24 protein-coding genes, 3 pseudogenes and 1 other annotated feature are annotated in these 25,850 nt (G+C 51.4%); of the genes and pseudogenes, 12 read left to right on the top strand and 15 right to left on the bottom strand.

Annotated features, from left to right (window positions below):
- Nucleotides 1-103: 103 nt before the first annotated feature.
- Nucleotides 104-1,261, top strand: a complete 1,158-nt coding sequence (locus CJP72_RS05695; RefSeq protein WP_162379926.1) for an acyltransferase family protein — start codon at nt 104-106, stop codon at nt 1,259-1,261.
- A 126-nt stretch (nt 1,262-1,387) separates the two neighbouring features.
- On the opposite strand, the pseudogene CJP72_RS05690 reads toward CJP72_RS05695, so the two are convergent.
- The 11 genes and pseudogenes from CJP72_RS05690 to hisL form a co-directional block, all read right to left on the bottom strand.
- A pseudogene (locus tag CJP72_RS05690) lies at nt 1,388-2,499 on the bottom strand (IS3 family transposase).
- Between the two features lie 88 nt (nt 2,500-2,587).
- A pseudogene (locus CJP72_RS05685) lies at nt 2,588-2,992 on the bottom strand (transposase domain-containing protein); the annotation flags it as partial.
- Nucleotides 2,993-3,103: 111 nt separating this feature from the next.
- Nucleotides 3,104-3,715: a bifunctional phosphoribosyl-AMP cyclohydrolase/phosphoribosyl-ATP diphosphatase HisIE gene (gene hisIE, locus CJP72_RS05680; RefSeq protein WP_162379925.1), complete on the bottom strand. Its 612-nt coding sequence runs from the start codon at nt 3,713-3,715 to the stop codon at nt 3,104-3,106.
- Nucleotides 3,709-4,485, bottom strand: coding sequence for an imidazole glycerol phosphate synthase subunit HisF (gene hisF / locus CJP72_RS05675; RefSeq protein ID WP_162379924.1), 777 nt, complete (start codon nt 4,483-4,485; stop codon nt 3,709-3,711). The genes hisIE and hisF overlap by 7 nt, the downstream gene beginning before the upstream one ends.
- Nucleotides 4,467-5,204 carry a 1-(5-phosphoribosyl)-5-[(5-phosphoribosylamino)methylideneamino]imidazole-4-carboxamide isomerase gene (hisA, locus tag CJP72_RS05670; protein ID WP_162379923.1) on the bottom strand — a complete coding sequence of 246 codons (738 nt, stop codon included), beginning with the start codon at nt 5,202-5,204 and terminating at the stop codon, nt 4,467-4,469. Before hisA ends, hisF begins: the two co-directional genes overlap by 19 nt.
- Nucleotides 5,204-5,794, bottom strand: a complete 591-nt coding sequence (gene hisH, locus CJP72_RS05665) for an imidazole glycerol phosphate synthase subunit HisH (protein WP_162379922.1) — start codon at nt 5,792-5,794, stop codon at nt 5,204-5,206. The genes hisA and hisH overlap by 1 nt, the downstream gene beginning before the upstream one ends.
- The gene (hisB, locus tag CJP72_RS05660) at nt 5,794-6,861 is read right to left on the bottom strand and encodes a bifunctional histidinol-phosphatase/imidazoleglycerol-phosphate dehydratase HisB (protein WP_162379921.1); all 1,068 of its coding nucleotides are present in this window, start codon (nt 6,859-6,861) and stop codon (nt 5,794-5,796) included. Before hisB ends, hisH begins: the two co-directional genes overlap by 1 nt.
- On the bottom strand, nt 6,858-7,937 hold the full coding sequence (gene hisC, locus CJP72_RS05655; protein WP_162379920.1) for a histidinol-phosphate transaminase: 1,080 nt from the start codon (nt 7,935-7,937) through the stop codon (nt 6,858-6,860). Before hisC ends, hisB begins: the two co-directional genes overlap by 4 nt.
- Nucleotides 7,934-9,238 carry a histidinol dehydrogenase gene (gene hisD, locus CJP72_RS05650; RefSeq protein ID WP_162379919.1) on the bottom strand — a complete coding sequence of 435 codons (1,305 nt, stop codon included), beginning with the start codon at nt 9,236-9,238 and terminating at the stop codon, nt 7,934-7,936. Before hisD ends, hisC begins: the two co-directional genes overlap by 4 nt.
- Nucleotides 9,239-9,335: 97 nt before the next feature.
- A complete protein-coding gene (hisG, locus tag CJP72_RS05645; RefSeq protein WP_162379918.1) occupies nt 9,336-10,235 on the bottom strand; it encodes an ATP phosphoribosyltransferase in 900 nt (299 codons plus the stop codon).
- A gap of 44 nt (nt 10,236-10,279) precedes the next feature.
- Nucleotides 10,280-10,402 (bottom strand) — a sequence feature (His leader region).
- A complete protein-coding gene (gene hisL, locus CJP72_RS05640; protein ID WP_001375657.1) occupies nt 10,378-10,425 on the bottom strand; it encodes a his operon leader peptide in 48 nt (15 codons plus the stop codon). It overlaps the preceding feature by 25 nt.
- 174 nt (nt 10,426-10,599) lie before the next feature.
- Between hisL and CJP72_RS05635 the strand changes: the two genes are divergently transcribed.
- The 4 genes and pseudogenes from CJP72_RS05635 to plaP all read left to right on the top strand — a co-directional run bounded on the left by CJP72_RS05635 (nt 10,600) and on the right by plaP (nt 14,020).
- Entirely contained in the window at nt 10,600-11,424 is an 825-nt protein-coding gene (locus tag CJP72_RS05635; protein WP_162379917.1) for an SDR family oxidoreductase, read from the top strand.
- Between the two features lie 46 nt (nt 11,425-11,470).
- Nucleotides 11,471-12,448: pseudogene (locus CJP72_RS05630) on the top strand (LysR substrate-binding domain-containing protein).
- A 161-nt stretch (nt 12,449-12,609) separates the two neighbouring features.
- Nucleotides 12,610-12,672: a membrane protein YoeI gene (yoeI, locus tag CJP72_RS05625; protein ID WP_096335044.1), complete on the top strand. Its 63-nt coding sequence runs from the start codon at nt 12,610-12,612 to the stop codon at nt 12,670-12,672.
- A complete protein-coding gene (gene plaP, locus CJP72_RS05620) occupies nt 12,662-14,020 on the top strand; it encodes a putrescine/proton symporter PlaP (RefSeq protein WP_162379915.1) in 1,359 nt (452 codons plus the stop codon). Before yoeI ends, plaP begins: the two co-directional genes overlap by 11 nt.
- A gap of 106 nt (nt 14,021-14,126) precedes the next feature.
- On the opposite strand, the gene sbcB is transcribed toward plaP, so the two are convergent.
- Nucleotides 14,127-15,551, bottom strand: a complete 1,425-nt coding sequence (sbcB, locus tag CJP72_RS05615; protein WP_162379914.1) for an exodeoxyribonuclease I — start codon at nt 15,549-15,551, stop codon at nt 14,127-14,129.
- Nucleotides 15,552-15,950: 399 nt separating this feature from the next.
- Here sbcB and phsA point away from each other — a divergent pair, with 399 nt between their 5' ends.
- The 7 genes from phsA (at nt 15,951) to CJP72_RS05580 (ending at nt 23,203) form a co-directional block, all read left to right on the top strand.
- A complete protein-coding gene (gene phsA / locus CJP72_RS05610) occupies nt 15,951-18,227 on the top strand; it encodes a thiosulfate reductase PhsA (protein WP_162379913.1) in 2,277 nt (758 codons plus the stop codon).
- Between the two features lie 14 nt (nt 18,228-18,241).
- Nucleotides 18,242-18,820, top strand: coding sequence for a thiosulfate reductase electron transport protein PhsB (phsB, locus tag CJP72_RS05605; RefSeq protein WP_162379912.1), 579 nt, complete (start codon nt 18,242-18,244; stop codon nt 18,818-18,820).
- Nucleotides 18,817-19,584, top strand: a complete 768-nt coding sequence (gene phsC / locus CJP72_RS05600; protein WP_162379911.1) for a thiosulfate reductase cytochrome B subunit — start codon at nt 18,817-18,819, stop codon at nt 19,582-19,584. Before phsB ends, phsC begins: the two co-directional genes overlap by 4 nt.
- A 151-nt stretch (nt 19,585-19,735) precedes the next feature.
- Nucleotides 19,736-20,908 carry a serine-type D-Ala-D-Ala carboxypeptidase DacD gene (gene dacD / locus CJP72_RS05595; RefSeq protein ID WP_162379910.1) on the top strand — a complete coding sequence of 391 codons (1,173 nt, stop codon included), beginning with the start codon at nt 19,736-19,738 and terminating at the stop codon, nt 20,906-20,908.
- Between the two features lie 122 nt (nt 20,909-21,030).
- A complete protein-coding gene (sbmC, locus tag CJP72_RS05590; RefSeq protein ID WP_162379909.1) occupies nt 21,031-21,501 on the top strand; it encodes a DNA gyrase inhibitor SbmC in 471 nt (156 codons plus the stop codon).
- A gap of 135 nt (nt 21,502-21,636) precedes the next feature.
- Nucleotides 21,637-22,695, top strand: coding sequence for an FUSC family protein (locus tag CJP72_RS05585; RefSeq protein ID WP_162379908.1), 1,059 nt, complete (start codon nt 21,637-21,639; stop codon nt 22,693-22,695).
- Nucleotides 22,696-22,867: 172 nt separating this feature from the next.
- Nucleotides 22,868-23,203: a DUF496 family protein gene (locus CJP72_RS05580; RefSeq protein WP_162379907.1), complete on the top strand. Its 336-nt coding sequence runs from the start codon at nt 22,868-22,870 to the stop codon at nt 23,201-23,203.
- Nucleotides 23,204-23,236: 33 nt separating this feature from the next.
- On the opposite strand, the gene CJP72_RS05575 is transcribed toward CJP72_RS05580, so the two are convergent.
- The 3 genes from CJP72_RS05575 to pduV all read right to left on the bottom strand — a co-directional run bounded on the left by CJP72_RS05575 (nt 23,237) and on the right by pduV (nt 25,847).
- Nucleotides 23,237-24,103 (bottom strand): L-threonine kinase, encoded by an 867-nt coding sequence (locus tag CJP72_RS05575; protein WP_162379906.1) that lies wholly within the window; start codon nt 24,101-24,103, stop codon nt 23,237-23,239.
- A 92-nt stretch (nt 24,104-24,195) separates the two neighbouring features.
- A complete protein-coding gene (locus tag CJP72_RS05570; protein WP_162379905.1) occupies nt 24,196-25,410 on the bottom strand; it encodes an acetate/propionate family kinase in 1,215 nt (404 codons plus the stop codon).
- Complete coding sequence (pduV, locus tag CJP72_RS05565; RefSeq protein WP_162379904.1) at nt 25,395-25,847, bottom strand: propanediol utilization protein PduV; 453 nt, start codon at nt 25,845-25,847, stop codon at nt 25,395-25,397. Before pduV ends, CJP72_RS05570 begins: the two co-directional genes overlap by 16 nt.
- Between the last annotated feature and the right edge of the window lie 3 nt (nt 25,848-25,850).

The following is a 25,850-nucleotide window of genomic DNA, read 5'->3' as shown; positions in this document are numbered from 1 at the left end:
GGGAGGAGATCAAGATAGAGACAAGACACTCAGAAAATTCTTTTTAAGGTTTACTTGTGATATCCTCGCGAAAATCCAACATGTTAACCTGCGGATACTTAAAATGGATATCAATAACCCATTAATAATATTAATATTTTCTATGGTTGCTCTTACAACAGTGAGCATTACACATAAGTTATCTCCAATATCTCTCGATGACAGTGGCAGAAATATAACTATAGATGGGTTGCGCGGATTTCTTGCGTTATTTGTTTTTATTCACCACAGCAATATATGGTATGCATTTCTACATAATAATGTATGGAAATTACCAGACAATGCTGTGTTTGCAAATATCGGTAAAACAAGCGTAGCAATGTTTTTCATGATTACTGGATATTTATTTTATGGAAAAATACGAAAATCAAAAGAAATAAATTGGAATCAGCTGTATATTAGTCGTTTTTTTAGATTGTATCCCTTGTATTTTTTGATTATATGCGTAATGCTGGTAATTGCTGGAATACAAACAAATTGGACTCCAGTAACTTATTTCAGTAATCTAATGGTCCCTGTTTATAAATGGTTTTCATTATCGGCATATGGCTCTCCAAACATAAATGGCTTAAGAGATACGTTATCCATAGTATCAGGGGTAACATGGACACTTGTTTATGAAGTGTTTTTTTATCTTTCTCTACCATTGGTTTGCGTTATCACAGGAAAAAAAACACCTGTTATTTATATTTTAATATCTCTTAGTGCAATGATCGCATTTTATCTTCACCCACTCAATAAAATCTACATCATCTTTTTTGTGATTGGTTTTATAGCATCATATTTGAAAGATATCAAATTGCTTATGAGTTTTGCAGATACAAAAGCATGCTCTATTTTAATTTCAATTATATATATTATTTTAATATCAAATTTTCATGGTATTTATGAATGGCAGTCAATGTTATTATGTGGAGTTATATTTATACTTATATGTAGTGGCTGTGATATATTTGGAATATTAAAGATTAAATCTGCAAGACTACTTGGTGAGGCCACGTATAGTATTTACCTTCTACATGGCCCACTAATTTACATAACATTTAGAATGATGCTGGATAATAGTATAAAAAATTTTTCCATAGTTGAGTATACAATGATCTGCACATTGATATGTGTGGTGCTTGTTTCTTTATCATACCTGACATTTAAATATATTGAGAGCCCAATGATTAACTTTGGGAAGTCTGTTAGATTTCAAAAAACTATTGTTGAAAAATGATAACTATCAATGGTGTCCCTGTAAAGGGGATTAGTTTTATTTCTAACTGATGACCACACATCATAGGCGTGGTCATCTACGTGCTGGGTCTACCTTATTGTCTTTGGATTTGTAAATAGACCCGTTTTAGTTCCACGCACTTTTTGAGATCCCGGCCAGATGATGTCGTAGTCGGTATTCCTCCGGTGTCAGGTTGTTCAGTGATTCATGCGGACGTTCACAGTTATATTCTGACAGCCACCGCTCCGTGATTTCCCGCACTTCACTCAGTGTTCTGAACAGATAAAAATCGAGTACTTCTGTACGGTATGTCCGGTTAAAGCGTTCAATAAAAGCATATTGAGTCGGTTTGCCCGGTTTGATAAATTCCAGCTTCACTTCATGCTTTTCTGCCCACTCAGCCAACGTCAGAGAGATAAATTCCGGGCCATTGTCCATACGGAGCATAACCGGATATCCCCGGTTTGCCGCGATCCGGTCAAGTACCCGAACCACTCGCTGAGCTGGCAGGTTCAGGTCTAGTTCGATCGACAGAGCCCCACGATTAAAATCATCAACGACATTGAACGTGCGAAAAAGATGACCGCAAATCAGGGCATCATGCATGAAATCAACAGACCAGCTCTGGTTCAGCGTCTCTAGGATAGCCAGAGGCAATGGGTTACGTACCGGCAGTCGTTGCTTGCCCTTACGACGAAAATTCAGCTTCAGCAGGTAGTAAATTCGATGGACCCGCTTATGGTTCCATGGGTATCCCTGCCGCCGCAGTATCTGGAACAACTTTGGAAAACCATATCGCGGATACCGTTCGGCGGCAGCCTGTAATGAGAAAATAGCAGGTTTGTCACGCGTGGTATCGGGGCGGTAATGGTAAACCGCTCTGCTCAGGTTCAGGCTTCAACAGGCCTGACGAATACTGAGTCCGAATGTTGTTATCATATGTGTTACCAGCTCATGCTTAAAGGCTGGTTTTAAAGCTTTTTTTCGATAACATCTTTCAGCGCCCGGTTCTCAAGGCTGAGATCGGCAAACATCTGTTTGAGACGTCGGTTCTCATCCTCAAGGTCCTTTATCTTTTTAATATCAGATGATTCCATACCACCGTATTTGGACTTCCAGTTGTAGTAAGTCGCTACAGAGATACCGGCTTCCCGACAGACATCTTTAACAGTGCGTCCGGCTTCAACCGATTTAATGACGGTGATGATCTGATGCTCAGTGAAACGGGCTTTACGCATAACGATCTCCTTCGTTGGCAGAATGAGTATGCCGGAAGATCTCTAAATATGAATGGTACGATTATGCGGGATACTTACATGGTTTCCGCCAGACCACGCCATCCACGGCAAGCAGGTTCAGATCGTGCCACTGCGGATGGACTGCCTGCTGGTTCCAGTGTTGTTGTGTGATATCGAACAGCTCTCTTACAGCATCTTCTCCGAGGGTTTTTCTGCGCTGGATAACAGAGCTTCTCGCGGTGAGAGGTGTGCCAGTGCGGTCGACAATATCCATCAGATTGACGATTTCAGTCATGGGGTGGTTGCAGAAGACGGACATCACCACGACCAACCAATTAATGGATTCGAGGGGGAGTTTGCGTTTACGCAGCGTGACGGTGTCGGTCAGCGTAAGCGCCTGCCGGATAAGGTCAGTGGGAATGAGGTCGGAGAGACTGCGGGCCTCTTCCGGAGAGGTGATATTGATAATGCCCAGGGCCTGTGAAAGTTCCATTTAAAAAGGGTCCATGTAGAGACTGAACCCTTTTTACGCCAGCCACCGGATCGGTCAACCGATCCTTAAACGATCGGCATTAGGCATCGCCCGGTTTTTTAGTTTCTGAATCTACTGATGCCGCTGACGTAAATTCTCAATAACTGTCGTCAGGTCGAGATCCTGATCCTGCAGCAGTACCAGCAGGTGGTACATCAAATCTGACGCTTCATTGGTTAGTTCAGCACGATCGTGAACCGTTGCAGCCAGCGCAGTTTCGACACCTTCTTCACCGACCTTTTGCGCGATGCGCTTGGTACCACTGGCGTAAAGCTTGGCGGTGTAGGAGCTTGCCGGGTCGGCAGTCTTACGCTCAGCCAGCAGTTGTTCAAGCTGGTAGAGGAACAACCACTGGTGGCTGGTTTCGCCAAAACAACTGCTGCTGCCTGTGTGGCAGGTTGGCCCAACCGGATTGACCAGCACCAGCAGCGTGTCGTTATCACAATCCGGTGCAATGCTGACCACATTGAGGACGTGACCGGATGTTTCACCTTTGGTCCACAGACGCTGTTTGGTGCGTGAGAAGAAGGTGACTTTGCCACTTTCTATCGTTTTATCCAGCGCTTGCGGGTTCATATACCCCAGCATCAACACTTCACCGGATACCGCGTGCTGCACAACGACAGGCATCAGTCCGTCGGTTTTTTCCCAGTCCAGTTGGCTGCGCTGTTGTTCTGTTAACATATCCTGATCTCCACGCCCTGGGCTGCCAGGTACGCTTTTAATTCACCAATATTAATGATCTGTTTATGGAAGACGGAAGCGGCAAGCGCGCCGTCAACATCGGTATCGCGGAAGGCTTCCAGAAAGTGTTCCATGGTGCCTGCGCCACCGGAGGCGATCAGCGGTACGCGGCAAACCTCACGCACTTTCTTAAGCTGCACCAGATCGTAACCGTTACGCACGCCGTCCTGGTTCATCATATTGAGGACGATTTCACCAGCACCGCGTTTTTGTACTTCCTGAACCCAGTCGAGGGTTTCCCAGGTCGTGACGCGGGTACGGCTCTCATCGCCGGTATACTGGTTAACGTGGTATTTGCCGGTTTCAGCGTCATACCAGGTATCAATTCCTACAACGATACACTGCACGCCAAAGCGATCGGCCAGGCGGGTGATCAACTCTGGATCTGCGAGAGCCGGGGAGTTGATGGATATTTTATCCGCGCCGAAGGAGAGAATTTTCGCGGCGTCCTCTGCCGACTTAATCCCGCCCGCCACGCAGAACGGAATGTCGATCACTTCCGCTACGCGGGAGACCCAACTCTTGTCGACGACACGACCATCGCTGGAGGCGGTAATATCATAGAACACCAGCTCGTCGGCGCCTTCTTCGGCATAGCGCTTCGCCAGAGGAACGATGTCGCCGATGATTTCATGGTTGCGAAATTGCACGCCTTTGACGACCTGACCATCACGAACGTCCAGGCAAGGGATTATGCGTTTTGCCAGCATTGGATCGCCTCCTTAACGGTAAATTTGCCTTCCAGCAACGCGCGCCCGACGATAACACCGCGTACGCCGGTTCCGCGAAGCGCGGCAACGTCATTGATGTCGCCAATTCCACCAGAGGACTGAAACGCCACCTGCGGGTATTTGGCGCACACCTCTTCATACAGTGAGACGTTGGAGCCTGCCAGTGTACCGTCGCGGGAAATATCGGTGCACAGCACGTGCTTCAGGCCGACCGGCAGATACATGTCGACCAACTCTTCCAAAGATACGCCGGAGTTTTCCTGCCAGCCGCTGACAGCCACCTGCTTATTGCCCTGATCGTCAATGCGCACATCCAGCGCCAGTACCAGTGCGTCGGCGCCAAAGCGTTCGAACCAACGTTTAACCACCTCAGGGGATTTTACCGCCGTGGAGCCTACGACTACGCGCGCAACGCCAGCCTCAAGCAACGCCGCCACATCGTCTTCGCTGCGTACACCGCCGCCAACTTGTACAGGCACATTAACGCCTGCCACCAGAGCTTTAATCAGTGGAATTTGTCGTTTTGCCGGATCTTTTGCGCCGGTCAGATCGACCAGATGCAGCACTTCTGCTCCCTGGGCCGCGTAATCCTGCAAACGAGGCAGGGGATCGCTTCCGTAATCGCGCTGTTGGGCGTAATCGCCCTGATGCAGACGTACCACGGTACCGTCGATTAAATCTAATGCCGGAATAATCATCACATCTCCAGGAAGTTTTTCAGCAACTGTGCACCCGCGGCGCCTGAACGTTCCGGGTGGAACTGCACGCCAAAGAAATTATCTTTTTGCACGGCGGCAGTGAACTGTTCGCCGTAATGGCACTGGGCGATGGTCCACGGGTTCACCGGCATTGCGTAGCTGTGAACGAAGTAAAAATACGCGCCGTCTTCAATGCCCTGAAACAGGCGATTCCCGGCCTGTGGGTAGACGCGGTTCCAGCCCATATGCGGTAGCGGCAGACCAACGTCAGTCATTTTAGGAACGTCCTGGTCGATAATGCCCAGCAGGTCGACCCCGTGGGTTTCTTCGCTGCGGCGTCCCAGAAGCTGCATACCTAAGCAAATACCCAACACCGGCTGGGTACAGGCTTTGATAAGCTCAATCAGTTCTCGCTGGTGCAACTGCTCCATCGCCGCTTGCGCGGTCCCCACGCCCGGAAGAAACAATTTGTCTGCCCGCAGAACAATATCCGGGTCGCGACTGACCAGCGGATCGTATCCGTGGCGCGCCACGGCGGATTTCACGGAGTTCAGGTTGGCGCAGCCAGTATCGAGGATCACCACGTTCATCACAGCACTCCTTTCGAGGAAGGAAGCGTGTCACCTTCCACGCGAATCGCCTGACGCAGCGTACGACCAAACGCTTTAAACAGGCTTTCCACGCGGTGGTGGTCATTTTTGCCTTTGGTTTTCAGGTGCAACGTCACACCCATGGTGTAGGAGAGCGAGCGGAAGAAGTGCTCGATCATCTCGGTACTCAGATCGCCGACACGCTGGTAGGTAAACTCGGCGCGGTATTCCAGGTGCGGACGCCCGGAGATGTCCAGCGCGCAGCGTGCCAGGCATTCGTCCATCGGCAGAACAAAACCAAAACGGTTGATGCCGCGCTTGTCGCCCAGCGCCAGTTTTAACGCTTCGCCCAGCGCCAGACCGGTGTCTTCGACCGTATGGTGATCGTCGATGTAGAGGTCGCCCTTAACGGCAATCTCCATGCGAAAGCCGCCGTGGGTGGCGATTTGATCCAGCATGTGGTCAAAGAAGCCGACGCCCGTGTTGATCTTGCTGCTGCCTTCGCGGTCGAGCCATACTTTGACGTCAATCTGCGTCTCTTTGGTGGTGCGCTCTACGTGGGCGTAACGATCGCGTTTCGTCAGTTGTTCGCCAATCATCGCCCAGTTCAGGTTTTCGCGATGGTAGCGTAAGCCGGTGATCCCCATGTTTTCAGCCAACTGGATATCAGTGGCACGATCGCCAATCACATAGCTGTTAACGCTGTCGATTGCCTGTTCGGCCAGATAGTGTTCAACCAGTTTGACCTTCGGTTTACGGCAGTCGCACGTATCCGCGGGCAGGTGCGGGCAGATCAGAACTTCATCAAACTGCACGCCCTGAGAGGTAAAAATCTGCATCATCAGGTTGTGGGGGCCCTCGAAATCCGCCTGCGGGAAGCTCTGTGTTCCCAGCCCATCCTGGTTGGTTACCATCACCAGTTTAAAGCCTGCTTTTTGCAGCGTTAGCAGAACGGGGACAACGTCAGGCTCAAACGCCAGTTTGTCGAAGCGATCGACCTGAAAATCACTCGGTGGTTCAGAAATCAGGGTTCCATCACGGTCAATAAAAAGATACTTCTGGCTCATACTTGCTCCGCACGTAAGGCGTCAATGACGCGCTGGCTCTCTTCGCGGGTTCCCACAGTGATCCGCAGACAGCCGCTTAAGGAAGGTAGTTTATTCTGATCCCGTAAGATAATGCCCTGATCCCACAGCGATTTAAACACGCTACTGGAGGCGGTGAACCGCGCCAGAACGTAGTTGGTTTCGGAGTCGAAAACCTGTTCGACGCAGGCTGTCTCTTTCAGTGCATTGACCAGATACTGACGCTCGACCTGGATCTGCGCCACACGCTCGCGCATGGCGGTAATGCCCTGCGGGCTTAAGGCCTGGGCGGCGATGTCGGCGACGGGAGTGGAGAGTGGGTACGGGGCGATGACTTTCAGTAGCAGAGTGATGACCTCTTCGCTGGCCAGCGTAAATCCGCAGCGTAATCCAGCGAGGGCAAACGCTTTAGACAGTGTCCGTAAGATAACCAGGTTGGAGTATTCACTGAGCCAGCCTGCAAGCGTCGCCTGCGGGCAAAATTCAATATACGCCTCATCGGCAACCACAATGGCTTTTCCGCGGGTCAGCTCCAGCAATGTCCGCAGATCCTGCGGATTGATCAGTTGCCCGGTCGGGTTGTTCGGGCTACAGATGTACACCACTTTTACGCCCTCAAGCTTGTCCGAAATGCCCTGCATATCCAGCTGCCAGTTTTCACGCGTAGGCACTGTACGGCACTCCACGCCAAGCGTTTCAGCGCTGACGCTGTACATACCGTAGGTGGGTGGGCAGTAAAGAATCGCATCTTTGCCCGGCTCACAAAACGCGCGAACCAGTAATTCGATACCTTCATCTGCGCCACGGCTGACCAGTACCTGTTCTGGCTTCACCCCCGCATACTGGGCATAGTTGGCAATGACCGCTTTTGGCTGACATTCAGGGTAACGATTGAGCGTCTGCTGGGTAAGCTGAAAATTGACCGCTGTGGGAAATTCATTGGCGTTCAGCCAGACATCACCGTTGCCGCCCAGACGGCGTGCTGACTGGTACGGTATGAGTTTGCGGACGTTTTCACGGGCTAAGTCGGTGACGTTGAGGGTGTTTTCGGTATTCATGCTTGCTCCTTCAGGGCGTTAACGCGCAGGGTGACGGCATTTTTATGGGCGCTCAGGCGTTCGGCGGCCGCCAGCGTCTCGATGGTAGAGGCCAGGGCGGAGAAACCTTCACGTGACAGTTCCTGTACGGTCATCCGTTTCTGGAAATCTGCCAGCCCAAGGCTGGAACAGGTCGCTGTAAAACCATAGGTCGGCAACACGTGGTTGGTACCGGAAGCATAATCGCCAGCGGATTCGGGTGACCAGTCTCCCAGGAAGACGGAGCCTGCGCTGGTGATTTCATCGACCAGTTCGCGCGCATTGCGGGTCTGAATGATCAGGTGCTCCGGTCCATACCGATTAGAAATGGCCACACATTGCGCCAAATCGTTCGTCACAATCAGTCGGCTGGCGCTCAGCGCCTGACGCGCCGTTTCTGCTCGCGGCAGTTCCGCTAACTGGCGTTCAACGGCGTCGGCTACCCGACGGGCGATATCGGCATCTGGCGTTAACAGAATGACCTGCGAGTCAGGGCCATGTTCCGCCTGGGAGAGCAGGTCGGAGGCAACGAAATCGGGGGTTGCGCCGCTGTCGGCAATGACCAGTACCTCTGACGGTCCTGCAGGCATATCGATGGCCGCGCCGTCGAGACGCTGGCTGACCTGACGTTTGGCTTCGGTGACAAAGGCATTGCCGGGACCAAAGATTTTATCCACTTTGGGGATTGATTCGCTGCCAAAGGCCAGCGCGGCAATCGCCTGCGCGCCGCCAACGTTGAAGACTTCCTGCACGCCGCACAGTTTTGCCGCGTAGAGAATTTCGTCGGCAATTGGCGGCGGAGAGCAAAGCACCACTTTTTTGCAACCGGCAATACGTGCTGGCGTGGCAAGCATCAACACTGTCGAGAAGAGCGGGGCGGAACCGCCGGGGATATACAGGCCGACAGAGCCCACCGGGCGGGTCACCTGCTGGCAGCGTACGCCGGGCAGGGTTTCCACATCCACCGTCGGAAGTTGTTGCGCGGTGTGGAACGTCTCAATATTTTTTACCGCAACCGCCATGGCCTGTTTGAGTTCGTCGCTCAGTCTGTCGCTGGCTGCGGCTATCTCATCGGCAGTGACTTTCATTGCGCCGACGTCCGTTTTATCAAATTTGGCGCTGTATTCCCGAAGGGCGTCGTCACCGCGTGATTTTACGTTATCCAGAATTTCCGCAACGATACGGGTAATGCTGTCAGAGGCGGATATGGCCGGGCGCATCAGCAATTCTCTTTGCTGCGCTTCGCTACAATTATTCCAGTCGATGATGGTGTTAAAGCTCATAATCGTCTTCCTTTTTTCCGGATGGCGCATTGCTTATCCGGCCTACGAGGTTTGTAGGCCCGGTAAGCGAAACGCTACCGGGCAACATTAAGTGGAATTACTCCATCATCTTCTCAATGGGCAGCACCAGAATCGAACTGGCACCCAGTGCTTTTAGTTTTTCCATGGTTTCCCAGAACAGGGTTTCGCTACTGACCATGTGCATCGCGACGCGTTGCTGATCGCCTGCCAGCGGCAGAATGGTTGGGCGCTCGGCGCCCGGCAGCAGGGCGATGACTTCATCCAGACGCTCGCTTGGCGCATGCATCATGATGTATTTGGATTCACGGGCCTGAATAACGCCCTGGATACGGGTCAGTAATTTATCAACCAGTAGTTGTTTGGCATCGGCCAGTTCGCCGTCTCGCTGAATCAGACACGCTTTAGATCGGTAGATAACCTCAACCTCACGCAAACCATTGGCTTCAAGCGTCGCGCCGGTTGACACCAGATCGCAGATTGCATCAGCCAGACCGGCACGCGGGGCGACTTCAACAGAGCCATTAAGCAGACAGGATTTAAACGAAACGCCTTTCTGATCCAGATAACGTTTCAACAGATGTGGATAAGAGGTGGCGATGCGTTTGCCATCCAGTCCGGCAGGGCCATCCCAGGCTTCGTCGACAGGCGTTGCCAGCGAGAGGCGGCAACCGCCGAAGTCGAGACGACGCAAGGTAAAATAGCGAGGATCTTCACCCTGCGCGCGGCGGTTCAGCAGTTCCTCTTCGAGAACGTTTTCACCGATAATTCCCAGATCGACGACGCCGTCCATGACCAGTCCGGGGATGTCGTCGTCACGCACGCGCAGAATATCGATAGGCATATTCTCTGCCATCGCAATCAAACGCTGAGTATGTAAATTAATTTTAATCCCGCAGCGGGCCAGTAATTCGCGTGAGTCATCGCTTAAACGGCCTGATTTTTGAATAGCTATGCGTAAACGAGTGTTATCTAACATCTTTTAATCCTCTTATCCTGTCTGAACCGAGCTGAGTCACGCACAAAAAAAAGCCCCCGGAAGAAATCTTCCGGGGGCTTTCTCATACGTTCATGCACCACTGGAAGATCTGAATGTCTTCCAGCACACATCGCCTGAAAGACTAGTCAGGATGATGGTGATGATGGTGTTTAAATTGAACGCGTGTCATAAAATTCTCGATGAATGCTTATTCATTTGATGTCTTTTAACCTAAACCACTTTAGCGCAGGAAAGCAAGGGCTTTTTTTGTACATTAATTCATTTCATATTAACGGTATGAATTGTCAGTCACACCATGCTGGCGTAGCCTTATATAAATGGTGCCAGATTCAGGAGAAAAGGGATGAAAAAGGTCGCGATTGTCGGTTTAGGTTGGTTAGGCATGCCGCTGGCGATGTCTCTGGCCGCGAAGGGCTGGCAGGTTATCGGCAGCAAAACCACTCAGGATGGGGTGGACGCGGCCCGCATGAGCGGTATTGAAAGCTATCCGCTGCGCCTGGAGCCGGATCTGATTTGTGAAACGGATGACCTTGATGCATTGATGGATGTGGATGCATTGGTGGTCACGCTGCCTGCGCGTCGAAGCGGTCCCGGTGAGGATTTTTACCGGCAGGCGATCCAGGAACTGGTTGATAGCGCGCTGGCGCATCGTATCCCACGTATTCTTTTCACCAGTTCTACCTCGGTCTATGGCGATGTGCAGGGCACGGTCAAAGAGAACATGTCGCGCAATCCGGTGACGGCAAGCGGGCGGGTGCTCAGGGAACTTGAAGACTGGCTGCACAATTTGCCTGGCACCTCCGTGGATATTCTGCGTCTGGCGGGTCTGGTGGGACCGGGAAGACATCCTGGGCGTTTTTTTGCCGGAAAAATAGCGCCAGATGGCGAGCAGGGGGTGAATTTGGTGCATCTGGAGGATGTGATCTCTGCTATCACCCTTCTGTTACAGGCACCTAAGGGAGGACACATCTATAATATATGTGCGCCCGCGCACCCGGCGCGTAATGTGTTCTATCCGCAGATGGCCCGTTTATTGGGAATGGAACCGCCGAAATTCCGGGAAACCCCGGAAAAGGGGAGAGGTAAAATTATAGATGGCAGCCGGATTTGTAATGAACTTGGATTTGAGTATCAGTATCCTGATCCGCTGGTGATGCCAATGGAATGACGCGAACGGCCAGCAGGTGATCGCCATACACCCTGAGGGGGCGAGCATGAAACCACTGCTGGACGTTCTGATCATTCTTGATGCTTTAGAAAAAGAGGGCAGTTTTGCGGCGGCGTCGGCAAAATTATTTAAGACGCCTTCTGCTCTCAGTTACACCGTCCACAAACTCGAAAGCGATCTGAATATTCAGTTACTGGATCGCAGCGGTCACCGGGCCAAATTCACCCGTACCGGCCAAATGCTGTTGGAAAAAGGCCGGGAAGTCCTGCACACCGTGCGCGAGCTGGAAAAACAGGCGATCAAACTACATGAAGGGTGGGAAAACGAACTGATCATCGGTGTGGATGATACATTCCCTTTTTCACTCCTGGCGCCACTCATTGAATCTTTCTATCAACATCACAGCGTTACCCGCCTTAAATTTATCAATGGCGTACTGGGCGGCTCCTGGGAAGCGCTCGCGCAGGGACGGGCGGATATCATCGTGGGGGCAATGCATGAACCGCCGCCTTTAAGCGGTTTTGGTTTTGTGCGGCTGGGGTATCTTGAGCAAGTCTTTGCTGTTGCGCCACACCACCCTTTAGTGCAGGAACAAGAGCCATTGAGCCGCCGTATCATTAAACGGTTCCGCGCCATTGTGGTTGGCGACGTAACTCATCCCGCGTTTTCGTCTCAACTGCTTGAAGACCAGGAAGCGATAACGGTGTTTGATTTTAAAACCAAACTGGAGCTGCAAATCAGTGGGCTGGGATGCGGCTATTTACCGCGCTATCTGGCGCAGCGGTTTCTGGAAAGTGGCGCGTTGGTCGAGAAGAAAGTGGTGGCGCAAATCCTCTTTGAACCGGTATGGATTGGCTGGAACGAGCAGACGGCGGGGCTGGCCAGCGCCTGGTGGCGAGATGAAATTTTAGCAAATAGTGCTATTGCTGGTGTCTACGCAAAAGAGGCTGTTGATAAATCAAACGATTAGAAAAATTAAATTGGGACAGCCGTCTCATTCTCTTGTTATTTCGCCTCAATTTAGTGCAAAATACGCCGCTTGCAAAAAATGACATTAACCGACGTTTTCATACGCGTCGGTTATTTTTTTGCATCAAACCAATCATTCATAAAAGAGGCCGGGCTTCGTACCGGATAGATACTTACTAAAAACCGACAGTTGTTGTCGCTGAGGAATCCATAGAAATGGGGCAATTTTTTGCTTACGCGACGGCATTCGCCGTAAAGGAGAATGACCATGTCGCATAACGTTACTCCAAACACCTCTCGCGTGGAATTGCGTAAGACGCTTACGTTGGTTCCGGTTGTTATGATGGGCCTTGCCTATATGCAGCCGATGACGCTGTTCGATACTTTTGGTATCGTTTCAGGCCTCACAGACGGTCACGTACCGACGGCATATGCCTTCGCGCTGATCGCTATTCTGTTTACGGCGCTGAGCTACGGGAAGTTGGTTCGTCGTTTCCCTTCCGCAGGCTCTGCGTATACCTATGCCCAGAAATCCATTAGCCCGACCGTCGGCTTTATGGTGGGTTGGTCTTCTCTGCTCGACTATCTGTTCGCGCCGATGATCAACATTCTGCTGGCGAAAATTTACTTTGAAGCCCTTGTGCCTTCGATCCCGTCGTGGATGTTTGTTATCGCCCTTGTGGCGTTTATGACGGCATTTAACCTGCGCAGTCTCAAATCCGTGGCGAACTTCAATACCGTTATTGTGGTGTTGCAGGTGGTGCTGATCGCGGTCATTTTGGGCATGGTCGTGTACGGTGTGTTTGAAGGTGAAGGCGCCGGTACGCTGGCCAGTTCGCGTCCGTTCTGGTCTGGTGATGCGCACGTTATTCCGATGATCACCGGTGCGACGATTCTGTGCTTCTCCTTTACCGGGTTTGACGGCATTAGCAACCTGTCGGAAGAAACCAAAGATGCAGAACGCGTTATTCCGCGTGCTATCTTCCTGACCGCGCTTATCGGCGGCCTGATCTTCATCTTTGCAACCTACTTCCTGCAGCTGTACTTCCCGGATATCTCTCGCTTTAAAGATCCGGATGCCTCTCAGCCAGAAATTATGCTGTATGTTGCGGGTAAAACCTTCCAGGTTGGCGCGTTGATTTTCTCCACTATCACCGTACTGGCTTCTGGTATGGCGGCGCATGCGGGCGTAGCGCGTCTGATGTACGTGATGGGTCGTGACGGCGTGTTCCCGAAAAGTTTCTTCGGCTACGTTCACCCGAAATGGCGTACCCCGGCGATGAACATCATCCTGGTAGGGGCGATTGCTCTGTTGGCAATCAACTTTGACCTGGTGATGGCGACAGCACTGATCAACTTCGGTGCGCTGGTGGCCTTTACGTTTGTTAACCTGTCGGTAATTTCACAGTTCTGGATCCGTGAGAAGCGCAACAAAACGCTGAAAGACCATTTCCAGTATCTGTTCCTGCCGATGTGCGGTGCGCTGACCGTTGGCGCGCTGTGGGTTAACCTGGAAGAGAGTTCCATGGTGCTGGGCTTGATCTGGGCCGCGATTGGCCTGATTTATCTGGCATGCGTGACCAAAAGCTTCCGTAACCCGGTGCCGCAGTACGAAGACGTCGCATAACCACTGACTTTTCTGCGCCTGTTTGTCAGGCGCATAATAAAAAACCGGAGCGCTGTCTCCGGTTTTTTTATGCTGCAGATTCTGTCAGCAGCAACTCATTAGGTTCTCAAACAATCTCTTCGGCGTACTGCCACAGTGATTTCAGTAACATTTGCTTCCCGCTATCATCAGCATACTGCTGGTATAACATTTGCAATTCATCCGCATAGCGTTGTAAAAACTCGGGTGTGAAGACCTGACGGCGGTGATCCAGCCAGCGCTGCTGTTCCGCTTCATCCAGGGTACCCGGGAAATTACGGGCGCGATAATTAAACAGCAGTTTTTCTATACGCTTATCGGCGAAAGTGATATCCAGCGCGGGTAAGTTGCGCGGCTCCGTTTCCAGAATAATTTTCATGGCAGTACGATCTGCATCGCTGAAAAAGCCATTATAAAGCTGAGCATCAACGTTATCCGAAGGGGTAAACGGCTCTGCTTCTGCAAAGATCGCCACGACTTTATCGCGTACCTGCGGGTTGTCACGTAACACTTTCAGATTATCGAGACACTGCTGGCGATTAATGCCCAACCGGTCCGCGTCTTCCGGGCGCAGCGTATTGGCCTGCGCCAGAACCGGGCACTTATTGATATGCACCAGTTTGACGGGAACCGCAGCGTTATCGCCCAGATCGGCTTTGGCGGTGTATAACCGCTCGCGCAGGGTATTGCTGTCAAGCTCCAGCAGCGGGGAAATATCACCCGCCAGATCCACCATGATCACCGCATTGCGATTTTCCGGGTGCCAGGCCAGTGGGGCGACCCAACTGGTATTGCCGCGCCATGCGCCAAACATACCGGAGACATGGACCAGCGGTTTCATCTGAGGGACATCAATCAGCGCGGCCAGCTTATGCTTGTTACGGTGAGTGTAAAGGTACTCAAACAAACGTGGCTGGCGTGACTTCACCAGTTGCGCCATCGCAATGGTCGCATAAACATCGGCCATCGCATCGTGTGCGTTGGCGTGTTCGATCCCATTGGCTTTGGTCAAATGTTCAAGGCGAAAACTGGGCAGCCCGTCTTCATTTTCGGGCCAGTTGATCCCTTCCGGACGCAGAGCGTAACAGGCGCGCATCACATCCAGCAGATCCCAGCGTGAGTTGTCGTGTTGCCAGCTCCAGGCGTAGGGATCGTAAAAGTTACGGTACAGAATATTGCGCGTGACTTCATCATCAAAGCGGACGTTGTTGTAGCCAAGGATACAGGTCTTCGGCACGGTAAACAGGGCGTGAATTCGTTGAGCGAAGGCGGCTTCGTTTTCCCCTTTTTCCCGCGCTTCCTGAGGCGTGATGCCGGTGATCAGCACGGCTTGCGGTTGCGGGAGGTAATCATCGGCAGGCTTACAGTAAAACACCTCCGGCTCGCCAATAACGTTGAAATCGCTATCGGTGCGAATCGCGGCAAACTGTGCGGGTCTGTCCAGTGCGGGGTGCGTACCAAATGTTTCGTAATCGTGGAACAAAAAGGTAGGAAGCTGCTTGCCGTCATTCATTGTGGAGTTGTATCCGGTTTCAATTTTCGCTCTGGTAAGAGTAACAAAAAACGGCCGGGTAATCAGCAAGACCGGTGTTTTACCTGAAAAACGAATGCGAATTAATTGGGTTATTATTAAATATCAGCGAGTGCAGAAATAATTGAGCAGAATTTTATCTTTTTTTTTAATAACGCTGGCCTGGGTGATGATATAAATCAGCGCTAATTTCACGACATTTAATGGGATTATTTCTGCGCCAACTGTCATTATTGGACTGTATTCGGAATCTTTTGATAAGTAACAATTTTTGGCTATTTGTCTATTTTATTGCCCTCCGTTATGAATTGTGAGTGAGACCATAAACTTACAATATATATTCAATATAATTATTGGATATATCTAATAACAGGAGGTTATATGAGCATCAGTCGGCGTAGTTTTTTGCAAGGCGTCGGGTTGAGTTGTTCCGCGTGCGCCATAGGTGGCTTTGCACCCGGAGCACTGGCGCGCAATCCGACAGAGGGAATGAGCGGTAAAACATCCCTGACGCCCAGTCTGTGCGAAATGTGTTCGTTTCGGTGTCCGATTCAGGCACAGGTCATTAAAAATAAAACGGTTTTTATTCAAGGCAATCCTCATGCCCCCCAGCAGGGAACGCGGGTTTGTGCCAGGGGAGGCAGCGGTGTCAGCCTGGTGAATGATCCTCATCGTATTGTGAAACCCATGAAGCGTACCGGCCCACGCGGCGGCGGTGAATGGCAGGTCATTAGCTGGCAGCAGGCCTATAAAGAAATTGCTGAAAAAATGACGGAAATTAAAAAGCAATATGGGCCGGAAGGGGTCGTATTCTCTTCCAAGTCCGGTTCGCTTTCAGGTCATCTGTTTCATCTTGCTACTGCATTCGGCTCTCCCAATACCTTCACACATGCCTCAACCTGTCCTGCCGGAAAATCCATTGCGGCAAAAGTGATGATGGGTGGAGACCTGGCGATGGACATCGCCAATACCCGCTACATGGTCTCATTTGGGCATAATTTGTATGAGGGGATTGAAGTTGCGGATACCCATGAATTGATGACCGCGCAGGAGAAGGGGGCCAAAATGGTCAGCTTCGATCCGCGTCTTTCCGTTTTCTCCAGCAAAGCAGATGAGTGGCATGCGATTCGTCCCGGCGGTGACTTGCCGGTGTTGATGGCAATGTGCCACGTCATGATCAACGAAAATCTTTACGATGCCGCCTTTGTCGAGCGCTACACCAGCGGATTCGCACAGTTGGCGGAAGCGGTGAAAGAGACCACGCCTGCGTGGGCTCAACAGCATGCTGACGTGCCTGCCGATGTCATTACACGGGTCACACGAGAACTCGCCGCCTGCGCACCGCATGCCATGGTCAGCCCCGGCCACCGCGCAACCTTCTCTCAAGAAGAGATCGACATGCGGCGCATGATTTTTACCCTGAACGTGCTGCTCGGAAACATTGAGCGCGAGGGCGGGATGTATCAGAAAAAAGGGGCCGCAACGTATAACAAACTGGCAGGCGAAACGGTCGCTCCGGTGTTGGCCAAACCTGACGTTAAAAATATGCCCAAGCTGACGGCACAGCGTATTGATTTAGTGGCGCCGCAATTCAAATTTATCGCGGCCGGCGGTGGCGTTGTCCAAAGCGTGATTGACGCGGTGCTAAAACAGACGCCTTACCCGGTGAAAGGCTGGGTTATGTCCCGCCACAACCCTCTGCAAACCGTCACCTGTCGACCGGATCTGGTGAAAACCATGGAGCAGTTGGATCTGGTCGTGAGTTGCGATGTTTACCTGAGTGAAAGCGCGGCTTACGCAGACTATCTGTTACCGGAATGCACTTACCTTGAGCGTGATGAAGAAGTCTCCGACATGTCTGGGCTGAATCCCGCTTACGCGTTGCGCCAGCAGGTGGTGGATCCCATCGGCGAGGCGCGTCCGAGCTGGCAAATCTGGAAAGAGCTAGCTGTGCAGTTAGGACTGAGTCAGTACTACCCCTGGCAGGATATGCAGACTCGCCAGCTGTATCAGCTCAATGGCGATCATGGTTTGTCGGCGGAATTGCGCCAGAAAGGGTATCGGGAATGGGGCGTGCCGCTGTTGTTGCGGGAGCCAGAATCCGTTCGTCAGTTTGTTACTCGTTATCCCGGAGCTATGGCGGCAGACAGTGAAGGAACCTATGGCGACCAGCTGCGTTTCAAATCGCCGTCCGGCAAAATCGAGCTGTACTCTGAAGCGCTGGAAGCCTTGCTACCTGGTTATGGAGTGCCTCAGGCCCGCCACATTGCACTTAAAAAAGACGACGAACTCTATTTTATTCAGGGCAAGGTTGCCGTACACACCAACGGCGCGACGCAGTATGTCCCGTTACTCAGTGAGTTGATGTGGGATAACGCCGTTTGGATCCACCCGCAAACAGCCCGTGAAAAGGGGATCCGCAACGGGGACGAGGTCTGGCTTGAAAACGCAACCGGCAAAGAAAAAGGGAAAGCGCTGGTCACGGCAGGCATTCGACCCGATACGCTGTTTGTTTACATGGGTTTTGGGGCGAAAGCCGGGGCGAAAACCGCCGCGACAACGCACGGCATTCACTGCGGAAATTTGCTGCCGCATGTGACCAGTCCGGTTTCTGGCACGGTGGTGCATACCGCTGGCGTCACGCTTAGCCGGGCATAAGGAGGGAGAAAAGCATGAATCAACCGACGAATTCCTATGTCATGTTGCATGACGAGAAACGCTGCATTGGATGCCAGGCGTGCACGGTGGCCTGCAAGGTGCTTAATGATGTCCCTGAGGGATTTAGCCGTGTTCAGGTGCAGATCCAAACGCCTGACCCTGAATCTGCCACGCTGGAACATTTTCGTTTTATCCGCGTCTCCTGCCAGCATTGCGAAGATGCTCCCTGCGTTACGGTATGCCCAACAGGCGCATCATTCCGTGATGAAAACGGCATCGTGCAGGTCGATAAATCGCGCTGTATCGGCTGCGATTATTGCGTTGCCGCGTGTCCATTCCACGTTCGTTATCTTAATCCCCAAACGGGGATTGCCGATAAATGTAACTTCTGTGCCGATACGCGTCTGGCATCGGGACAACAACCTGCCTGCGTCTCTGTGTGTCCGACGGATGCGCTGAAGTTTGGCCGACTTGATGAGCCGGAGATCCAACACTGGATCGGCCAAAAAGAGGTGTACCGGCAGCATGAAGAACGCAGTGGCGCGGTCAGTTTATACCGGCGCAAGGAAATACATCAGGAGGGTAAAGTATGAATACCATCTGGGGAGCCGAACTGAACTACGCGCCGGATTACTGGCCTTTATGGCTCGTCTGCGCGGGGGGAGTCGTCTTGATGCTGCTTGCCGCACTGGCGGCGCATGCGCTGTTGCGCGCCATATTTGCACCGAAAACGGCGAAAGGGGAAGAGCAACGTGACTATCTCTATTCGCTGGCGATCCGCCGCTGGCACTGGGGAAATGCGCTGCTCTTTGTCCTGCTTTTGCTCAGTGGCCTGTTTGGCCATTTTTCAATCGGATCTGTGGCATTAATGGTGAAACTGCATACCGTGTGCGGATTTGCACTGGCGGCATGTTGGATTGGCTTCATCCTCATTAACGCCTTCGGCGGCAACGGACATCACTACAAGGTGAACGTTAACGGACTGGTCATGCGGTGTTTGCGACAGACGCGTTTTTACCTGTGCGGCATTATGCGTGGCGAAGCACACCCCTATGCCGCCACGACGGAAAATAAATTTAACCCATTACAGCAACTGGCGTATCTGTCCATCATGTATGCGCTCGTGCCTCTGTTGATCATCAGCGGATTTCTGTGTCTGTATCCGCAATTCATGGGGGCGGGCCCTGTCATGCTGGTGTTGCATATGGCGTTAGCTGTCGTTGGGTTGCTGTTTATTTGCGCACATATTTACCTTTGCACGCTCGGCGATACACCAGGGCAAATTTTCCGCAGCATGATAGACGGCTATCACCGCCATCGCAGTCATCATGCGGAATCTTCACCGCGTAAAGGGTAATTTTTCTCCGCGCTGAAACCCGGAAAACAGGCGCGGTGAGTTAAAACCATGCAAGAAAATGTGCTTTTAGTCACATTTTCTTGCAATTTTTTCATGTTTGTTCACCCGAACTTCCGTAAAAAGAACAGCAAACTATTCTCTTTCTGAGGACATGCTGTTGAAATCCCGTTTGTTTATTGTCGCGTCTCTGTTTGCGTTGAATCTTACATCTGCCTTTGCTGCTGATACCCCCGACTTTGCCCCCCAGCCGCCAGCCATTGACGCAGGGGCGTGGGTGCTCATGGATTACACGACAGGACAGATTCTTACCGCCAATAACGAACATCAGCAGCGTAACCCTGCCAGCCTGACCAAACTGATGACCGGGTATGTGGTTGACCGCGCCATTGACAGTCATCGTATTAGCCGCGACGACATTGTGACTGTCGGACGTGATGCCTGGGCAAAAGATAATCCCGTGTTTGTGGGTTCCTCATTGATGTTTTTAAAAGAGGGCGACCGCGTCACAGTGCATGATTTAAGTCGTGGGCTGATTGTCGATTCAGGCAACGATGCTTGCGTGGCGCTGGCGGATTACATTGCCGGGGGACAGCCGCAGTTTGTGGCCATGATGAACCGCTATGTGCAAAAGCTAAATTTACAGGATACGCATTTTGAAACGGTACACGGGCTGGATGCGCCGGGTCAGCACAGTTCGGCGTATGACCTGGCGGTACTTTCGCGGGCGATTATTCATGGTGAACCTGAGTTTTATCATATGTATAGCGAAAAGAGTCTCACCTGGAATGGTATCACGCAGCACAACCGCAACGGCCTGCTGTGGGATAAAACACTCAACGTTGATGGTCTTAAAACCGGACACACATCGGGTGCCGGATATAACCTTATCGCCTCTGCCGTGGATGGGCAGCGCCGTCTTATCGCAGTGGTGATGGGGGCTGAAAGCCCGAAGGGCCGCGAAGATCAAGCCCGTAAACTGTTGCACTGGGGGCAACAGAACTTCGACACCGTACAAATTCTTAAAAGTGGGAAGAAAGTCGGTAGCGAGCGTATCTGGTACGGTGACAAAGAGAAAATTGCATTAGGCACAGAGCAGGATTTTTGGTTGGCGCTTCCAAAAGCAGAAATTCCTCATATCAAAGCAAAATATGTGCTTGATAAAAACGAGATTGTCGCCCCCATTGCTGCGCATCAACGGGTTGGCGAAATTGAACTCTACGATCGGGACAAACTGGTCGCGCACTGGCCGCTGGTGACGCTGGAGTCCGTTGGGGAAGGCGGCGTTTTTTCGCGTCTGAGCGATTATTTTCACCATAAGGCATAACGGAATTATTCCAGAGCAGACTGGCGAGAGTGCGAGTCTGCTCGCATAATAATCACTCTTTCCTTGTGGTTGTTATGTGTCAATTATACTGTATATAACAACAGTGTAATGATGGAGGCATTATGAATTACGAGATCAGACAAGCCGAGAAACGCAGGATTGCCGGTTTTCACATGGTTGGACCGTGGGAAAAAACGGTAAAACAAGGTTTTGAACAACTGATGATGTGGGTTGATGGAAACCAGATCGAGCCGCTGGAATGGATTGCCGTCTACTACGATAACCCTGATGAAGTCCCGGCGGAGAAACTGCGTTGCGATACCGTTGTTTCAGTACCGGCTAATTTCACGTTGCCAGGAAACAGCGAAGGCGTGATCCTCACGGAAATTGTGGGCGGTCAATATGCTGTTGCTGCCACTCGCGTTGAAAATAACGATTTCGCGACGCCGTGGTATCAGTTTTTCAATAGCGTGCTGCAGGATAGCCGCTACCAGATGTCCGGCAAACCGTGTTTTGAACTCTATCTAAACAATGGGGCAGAAGACGGGTACTGGGATATTGAAATGCATATACCGGTACAACCGAAGCCGTGAAATTGATATTTTGGCGTTACTGCGCGGACGATCGTGACATTCGTTCATTCTGGATAAGATCTGTCCGCAGCAGTGATGTTTTCAGTGAAAAAGCAGGTACAATGCGTTCTTTGTGATTTCCAGATGGAGCCGAAAGTGCGTACTGATAAGTCGCTGAGCCCCTTTGAAATTCGTTTGTATCGTCACTACCGCGTCGTGCATGGCATTCGCATTGCGTTGGCATTTATCCTCACGTTTCTGTTTGTTCGTCTGTTCCATATCCCGGAAGGCACGTGGCCGCTTATTACGCTGGTGGTCATTATGGGGCCGATCTCCTTTTGGGGTAACGTGGTACCCCGGGCCTTTGAACGTATCGGCGGTACGATTCTGGGGGCGGCATTAGGGTTGGTGGCGCTGCGCCTGGAGCTTTTCTCATTACCGCTGATGATTATCTGGTGCGCGGTGGCGATGTTCCTGTGCGGGTGGCTGGCGCTCGGCAAAAAACCGTATCAGGCGTTGTTGATAGGGATCACCCTGGCTGTGGTGGTAGGTGCGCCGGCAGGCGATATGGAGACGGCATTATGGCGAGGCGGCGATGTGATTCTGGGGTCGCTTTTGGCGATGTTGTTTACCGGTATCTGGCCGCAACGGGCGTTTTTACATTGGCGGATCCAGTTGGCGCAGTGCGTCACGTCCTATAACCGGCTCTATCAGGCAGCGCTTTCGCCTAACTTGCTTGAACGTCCCCGGCTGGATAAACATTTTCAGCAGCTACTTGGGGATGTCGTGAAAATGCGCAGCTTAATTACACCTGCCAGTAAAGAAAGCCATATTCATAAATCGATATTTGAAGCAATTCAAACAATTAACCGCAATCTGGTCTGCATGCTCGAGCTGCAAATTAATGCACACTGGGCATCGCGCACCAGTCATTTCGTGATGCTGAATGCCCATACACTGCGTGAAACGCAACAGATGATCCAGCAAACGTTACTGACGATTGCGCATGCGTTGCATGAAGGAAACCCGCAGCCCGTGCTGGCAAACACCGGAAAGCTGAACGATATTGTGGCGGAACTTCGGCAACTGATTAATGAACAGCATAGCGACAGTGTGGCTGAAATCCCTATTCATGGCTATGTTTGGCTAAGCATGGAAACCGCGCGCCAACTTGAGCTACTCTCGCATTTGATCTGTCGCGCATTGCGCAAATAAAGAGCAGATAAGGTGAATGATTCTACTGCTGCTTCGATTCAGCAAGGAATAGGGGTATGATACGGAAAAAGGATAAAACCATTGTCATCTGCAACGGCTAAAAGTAATGTTGACCCTTACTTGTCGCGGTTGCTTAAACGAATCCGAATCTCACATTATCAGGGGTGTAAAAATGGAAACTACCAAGCCTTCTTTCCAGGACGTGCTGGAATTTGTTCGTCTGTTTCGCCGTAAGAACAAGCTGCAACGTGAAATCCAGGACGTTGAGAAAAAGATCCGTGACAACCAGAAGCGTGTGCTGCTGCTGGACAACCTGAGCGACTACATCAAACCTGGTATGAGCGTTGAAGCGATCCAGGGCATTATCGCCAGCATGAAAACCGACTATGAAGATCGCGTTGATGATTACATCATCAAAAACGCAGAAATCTCCAAAGAACGTCGCGACATTTCTAAAAAGCTCAAAGCAATGGGTGAAATGAAAAACCCTGACGCAAAAGCAGAATAATGCGTTACCGCAGTGAGGATCGCAGTTCGATTCTCACTGCAGTTCAACCCCACCGTTAACCATTCTGAGTAAATGCTGTTCTGGCCAATGGCTCGTCAGCTTTCTTTCTGCAAGCGTCCATTGAATGTAATCGACATCATGACGCTCCCGGTCCAGCATCAAACCGACAACGCTGCCGCTGTGCGCCACATTCACGCCATATAAATCGCACTCTTCAACGAGCGATAACAAAGTATTGAAGTCGGGTTTTGGCAGTAACATCTGACTGGCGATAGCGCTCAGGGTCGCGGCTTCTCCCATTCGTCGCGGATTTTGCGTTATGCATGCTTCCTGCACCTTTTCCCAGGCCTGCTGCAAGGCTGCCTCGCCCGCGTGTAAACGATCAAGGCGGGGAATACGGTGATAATCCGACGTACGTAACGTCACGGGGCTTTCAAGCACTAAAAGGTCGAGCTGCGGTTGCGCTTCACAGGCGATCTGCGTAGAAGCATCATTATGATCAAAAAGCGTAAGCTGGCGGAAAACGGTGCTGTCGGTGGGTTCGAGTGATACGCAAAGCTGGGCAAGGGTGGACTCATTAAGCGTGTGGCCCAGATGGTGCGCGGTGGCAAGCGCCGTTGCCGCGATATCTGCCGTACTGCTGGCCATTCCTTTGGCGACAGGAATGGTGGAGTGGACATCCACCCGTATCTCCTGGCTCCAGTGGGCAGGGTGGTTAAAGTGCGCGAGCACCCGATCTACCATCGTGCGAGAAAGTGAACGTTCATCCACCAGAGGCGAACCTGATCTCACCTCAACGGTGCTGTACCAGTCAACAGGGCAGGAGACCAGCTTCTCACTGCCAAGAATCCAACCCTGAATAAGTTCACCGCATGACGCCGGGCATTGTGCTACAGCCATGTTTTCACCTTCCTGATCAGCAATTTTCGGCGCATAGTGTCATGCCGGTCGTGCTATTGTCTTGATTTGTCGCAATTTATAGTGATGCTTTATCACGCGGGCATGCATAAAGCTGCTGTTTCGGTTAAAGCAATTCTCATAACATCTTGTGCGATCATGAGTTCTTCATTGGTATTAATCACCGCCACCTTGACCATCGCGTTGTCTGTTTGAATGAACGTGCTGTTGCGTTGATTTTTTTCTTCATCAATCGCCAGCCCAAGAAAATGCAGGTTATGGCAGATTGCTGACCGGGCGCGGGATGAGTTTTCGCCAATCCCACCGGTAAACAGGAGAACATCCAGTCCGCCCATCTGCATAATGTAACTGCCTATCGTGGCGCGGATACGTTCCGCAAACAGGGTGAGCGCCAGTGCTGCCTGTCGATTCCCCGCATCAGCGGCTTGTTCAACATCGCGGTAATCACTGGATATTCCGGAGACCCCCAGCAAGCCTGACTCGTTATTTAATAAATGATTAAGTTGCTGCGGTGTTTTACCTTCTCGCTGGGCAATCCACGGTAAAATGGACGGATCGATATCGCCACTGCGGGTACCCATCATTACGCCTGACTGCGGCGTGAATCCCATAGAGGTGTTTACGGACAACCCGCCTTTGATAGCACAAATGCTGCTGCCGTTGCCAAGATGACAACACACAATCCGTAGCGCACTGAGTGGAACCCCCAGTTTTTCCGCCAGTGTGGCACTGACATATTTATGGCTGGTGCCGTGGAATCCGTAGCGACGAATGCCGAGCTCTGCGTAATAGCGCCAGGGCAGCGGATAGACGTAGGCGGGTTCATCCAGCGTCTGATGAAAAGCTGTATCAAAAACGGCCACTGACGGCGTGTTGGGTAACAATTGACGAAATACTTTAATGCCAATGACATTGACCGGATTGTGCAGCGGGGCCAGTTCCGCAAGATGTTCTATTTGCGCCAGTGTTTCATCCGTGATCAGCGCCGAGTCTTTAAACGATTCGCCACCGTGGGCGACACGGTGGCCGACACCTGTGATGTCATTTAATGTGTTGATAATTCGATAATCAATGAGCTTTTCCAGCAGTAACGCAACGGCTTCACGATGGTCCGCCATCGGCAATGTTTCTTGCCATTTTTGCGTGGGCGTTTTTATTGTGACCTGCGCATTAACCATACCAATACGTTCGATCAAACCCTGGCAGATAGCCGCGCCTTGTGGCATCGCCAGTAGCTGGAATTTTAGCGATGAACTGCCTGCGTTAATGGCCATTATTCTGTGAGACATGAAGATTCCTTTGCGGTCAGAAAATCAAACATTTCATCGACTCCTGAATTCGTCACGGCGCTGGTGGTAAAGATGTGTTCAGCCCCAGCCTGGGTCAACCAGTTCTGTACGGTTGATATACGCGATGCGTTGGCCAGATCGGATTTGGTGACGATGCCAATGACGGGTCTGTTCATCGGTGCTGTAAACCCGGGTGAAAAGGGCGACCAGGGGGCATCGGCGTTCAAAACCAGGGCAATCATTTCGGCTTCGCAGGCGCTCACCAGCAGCGCGCTGTAGAGGCAGCGGTTCTCGAGATATTCGCCCGGGGTGTCAATTGTGTCAGAGGACCATACGATGGCCTGTGTTTTTTGGTAATGAAGCGTCTCGCCACGTAAACATTGAGTGAGCGACGTTTTACCACACTGGCTGGGGCCAATGAGCATCATACGCTTCATAGT

Source organism: Citrobacter sp. NCU1, assembly GCF_010231475.1.
GTDB lineage: Bacteria > Pseudomonadota > Gammaproteobacteria > Enterobacterales > Enterobacteriaceae > Citrobacter_D.
Note: the sequence above shows the minus strand (reverse complement) of the source record. Positions and strands in the feature narration are given on the sequence as shown.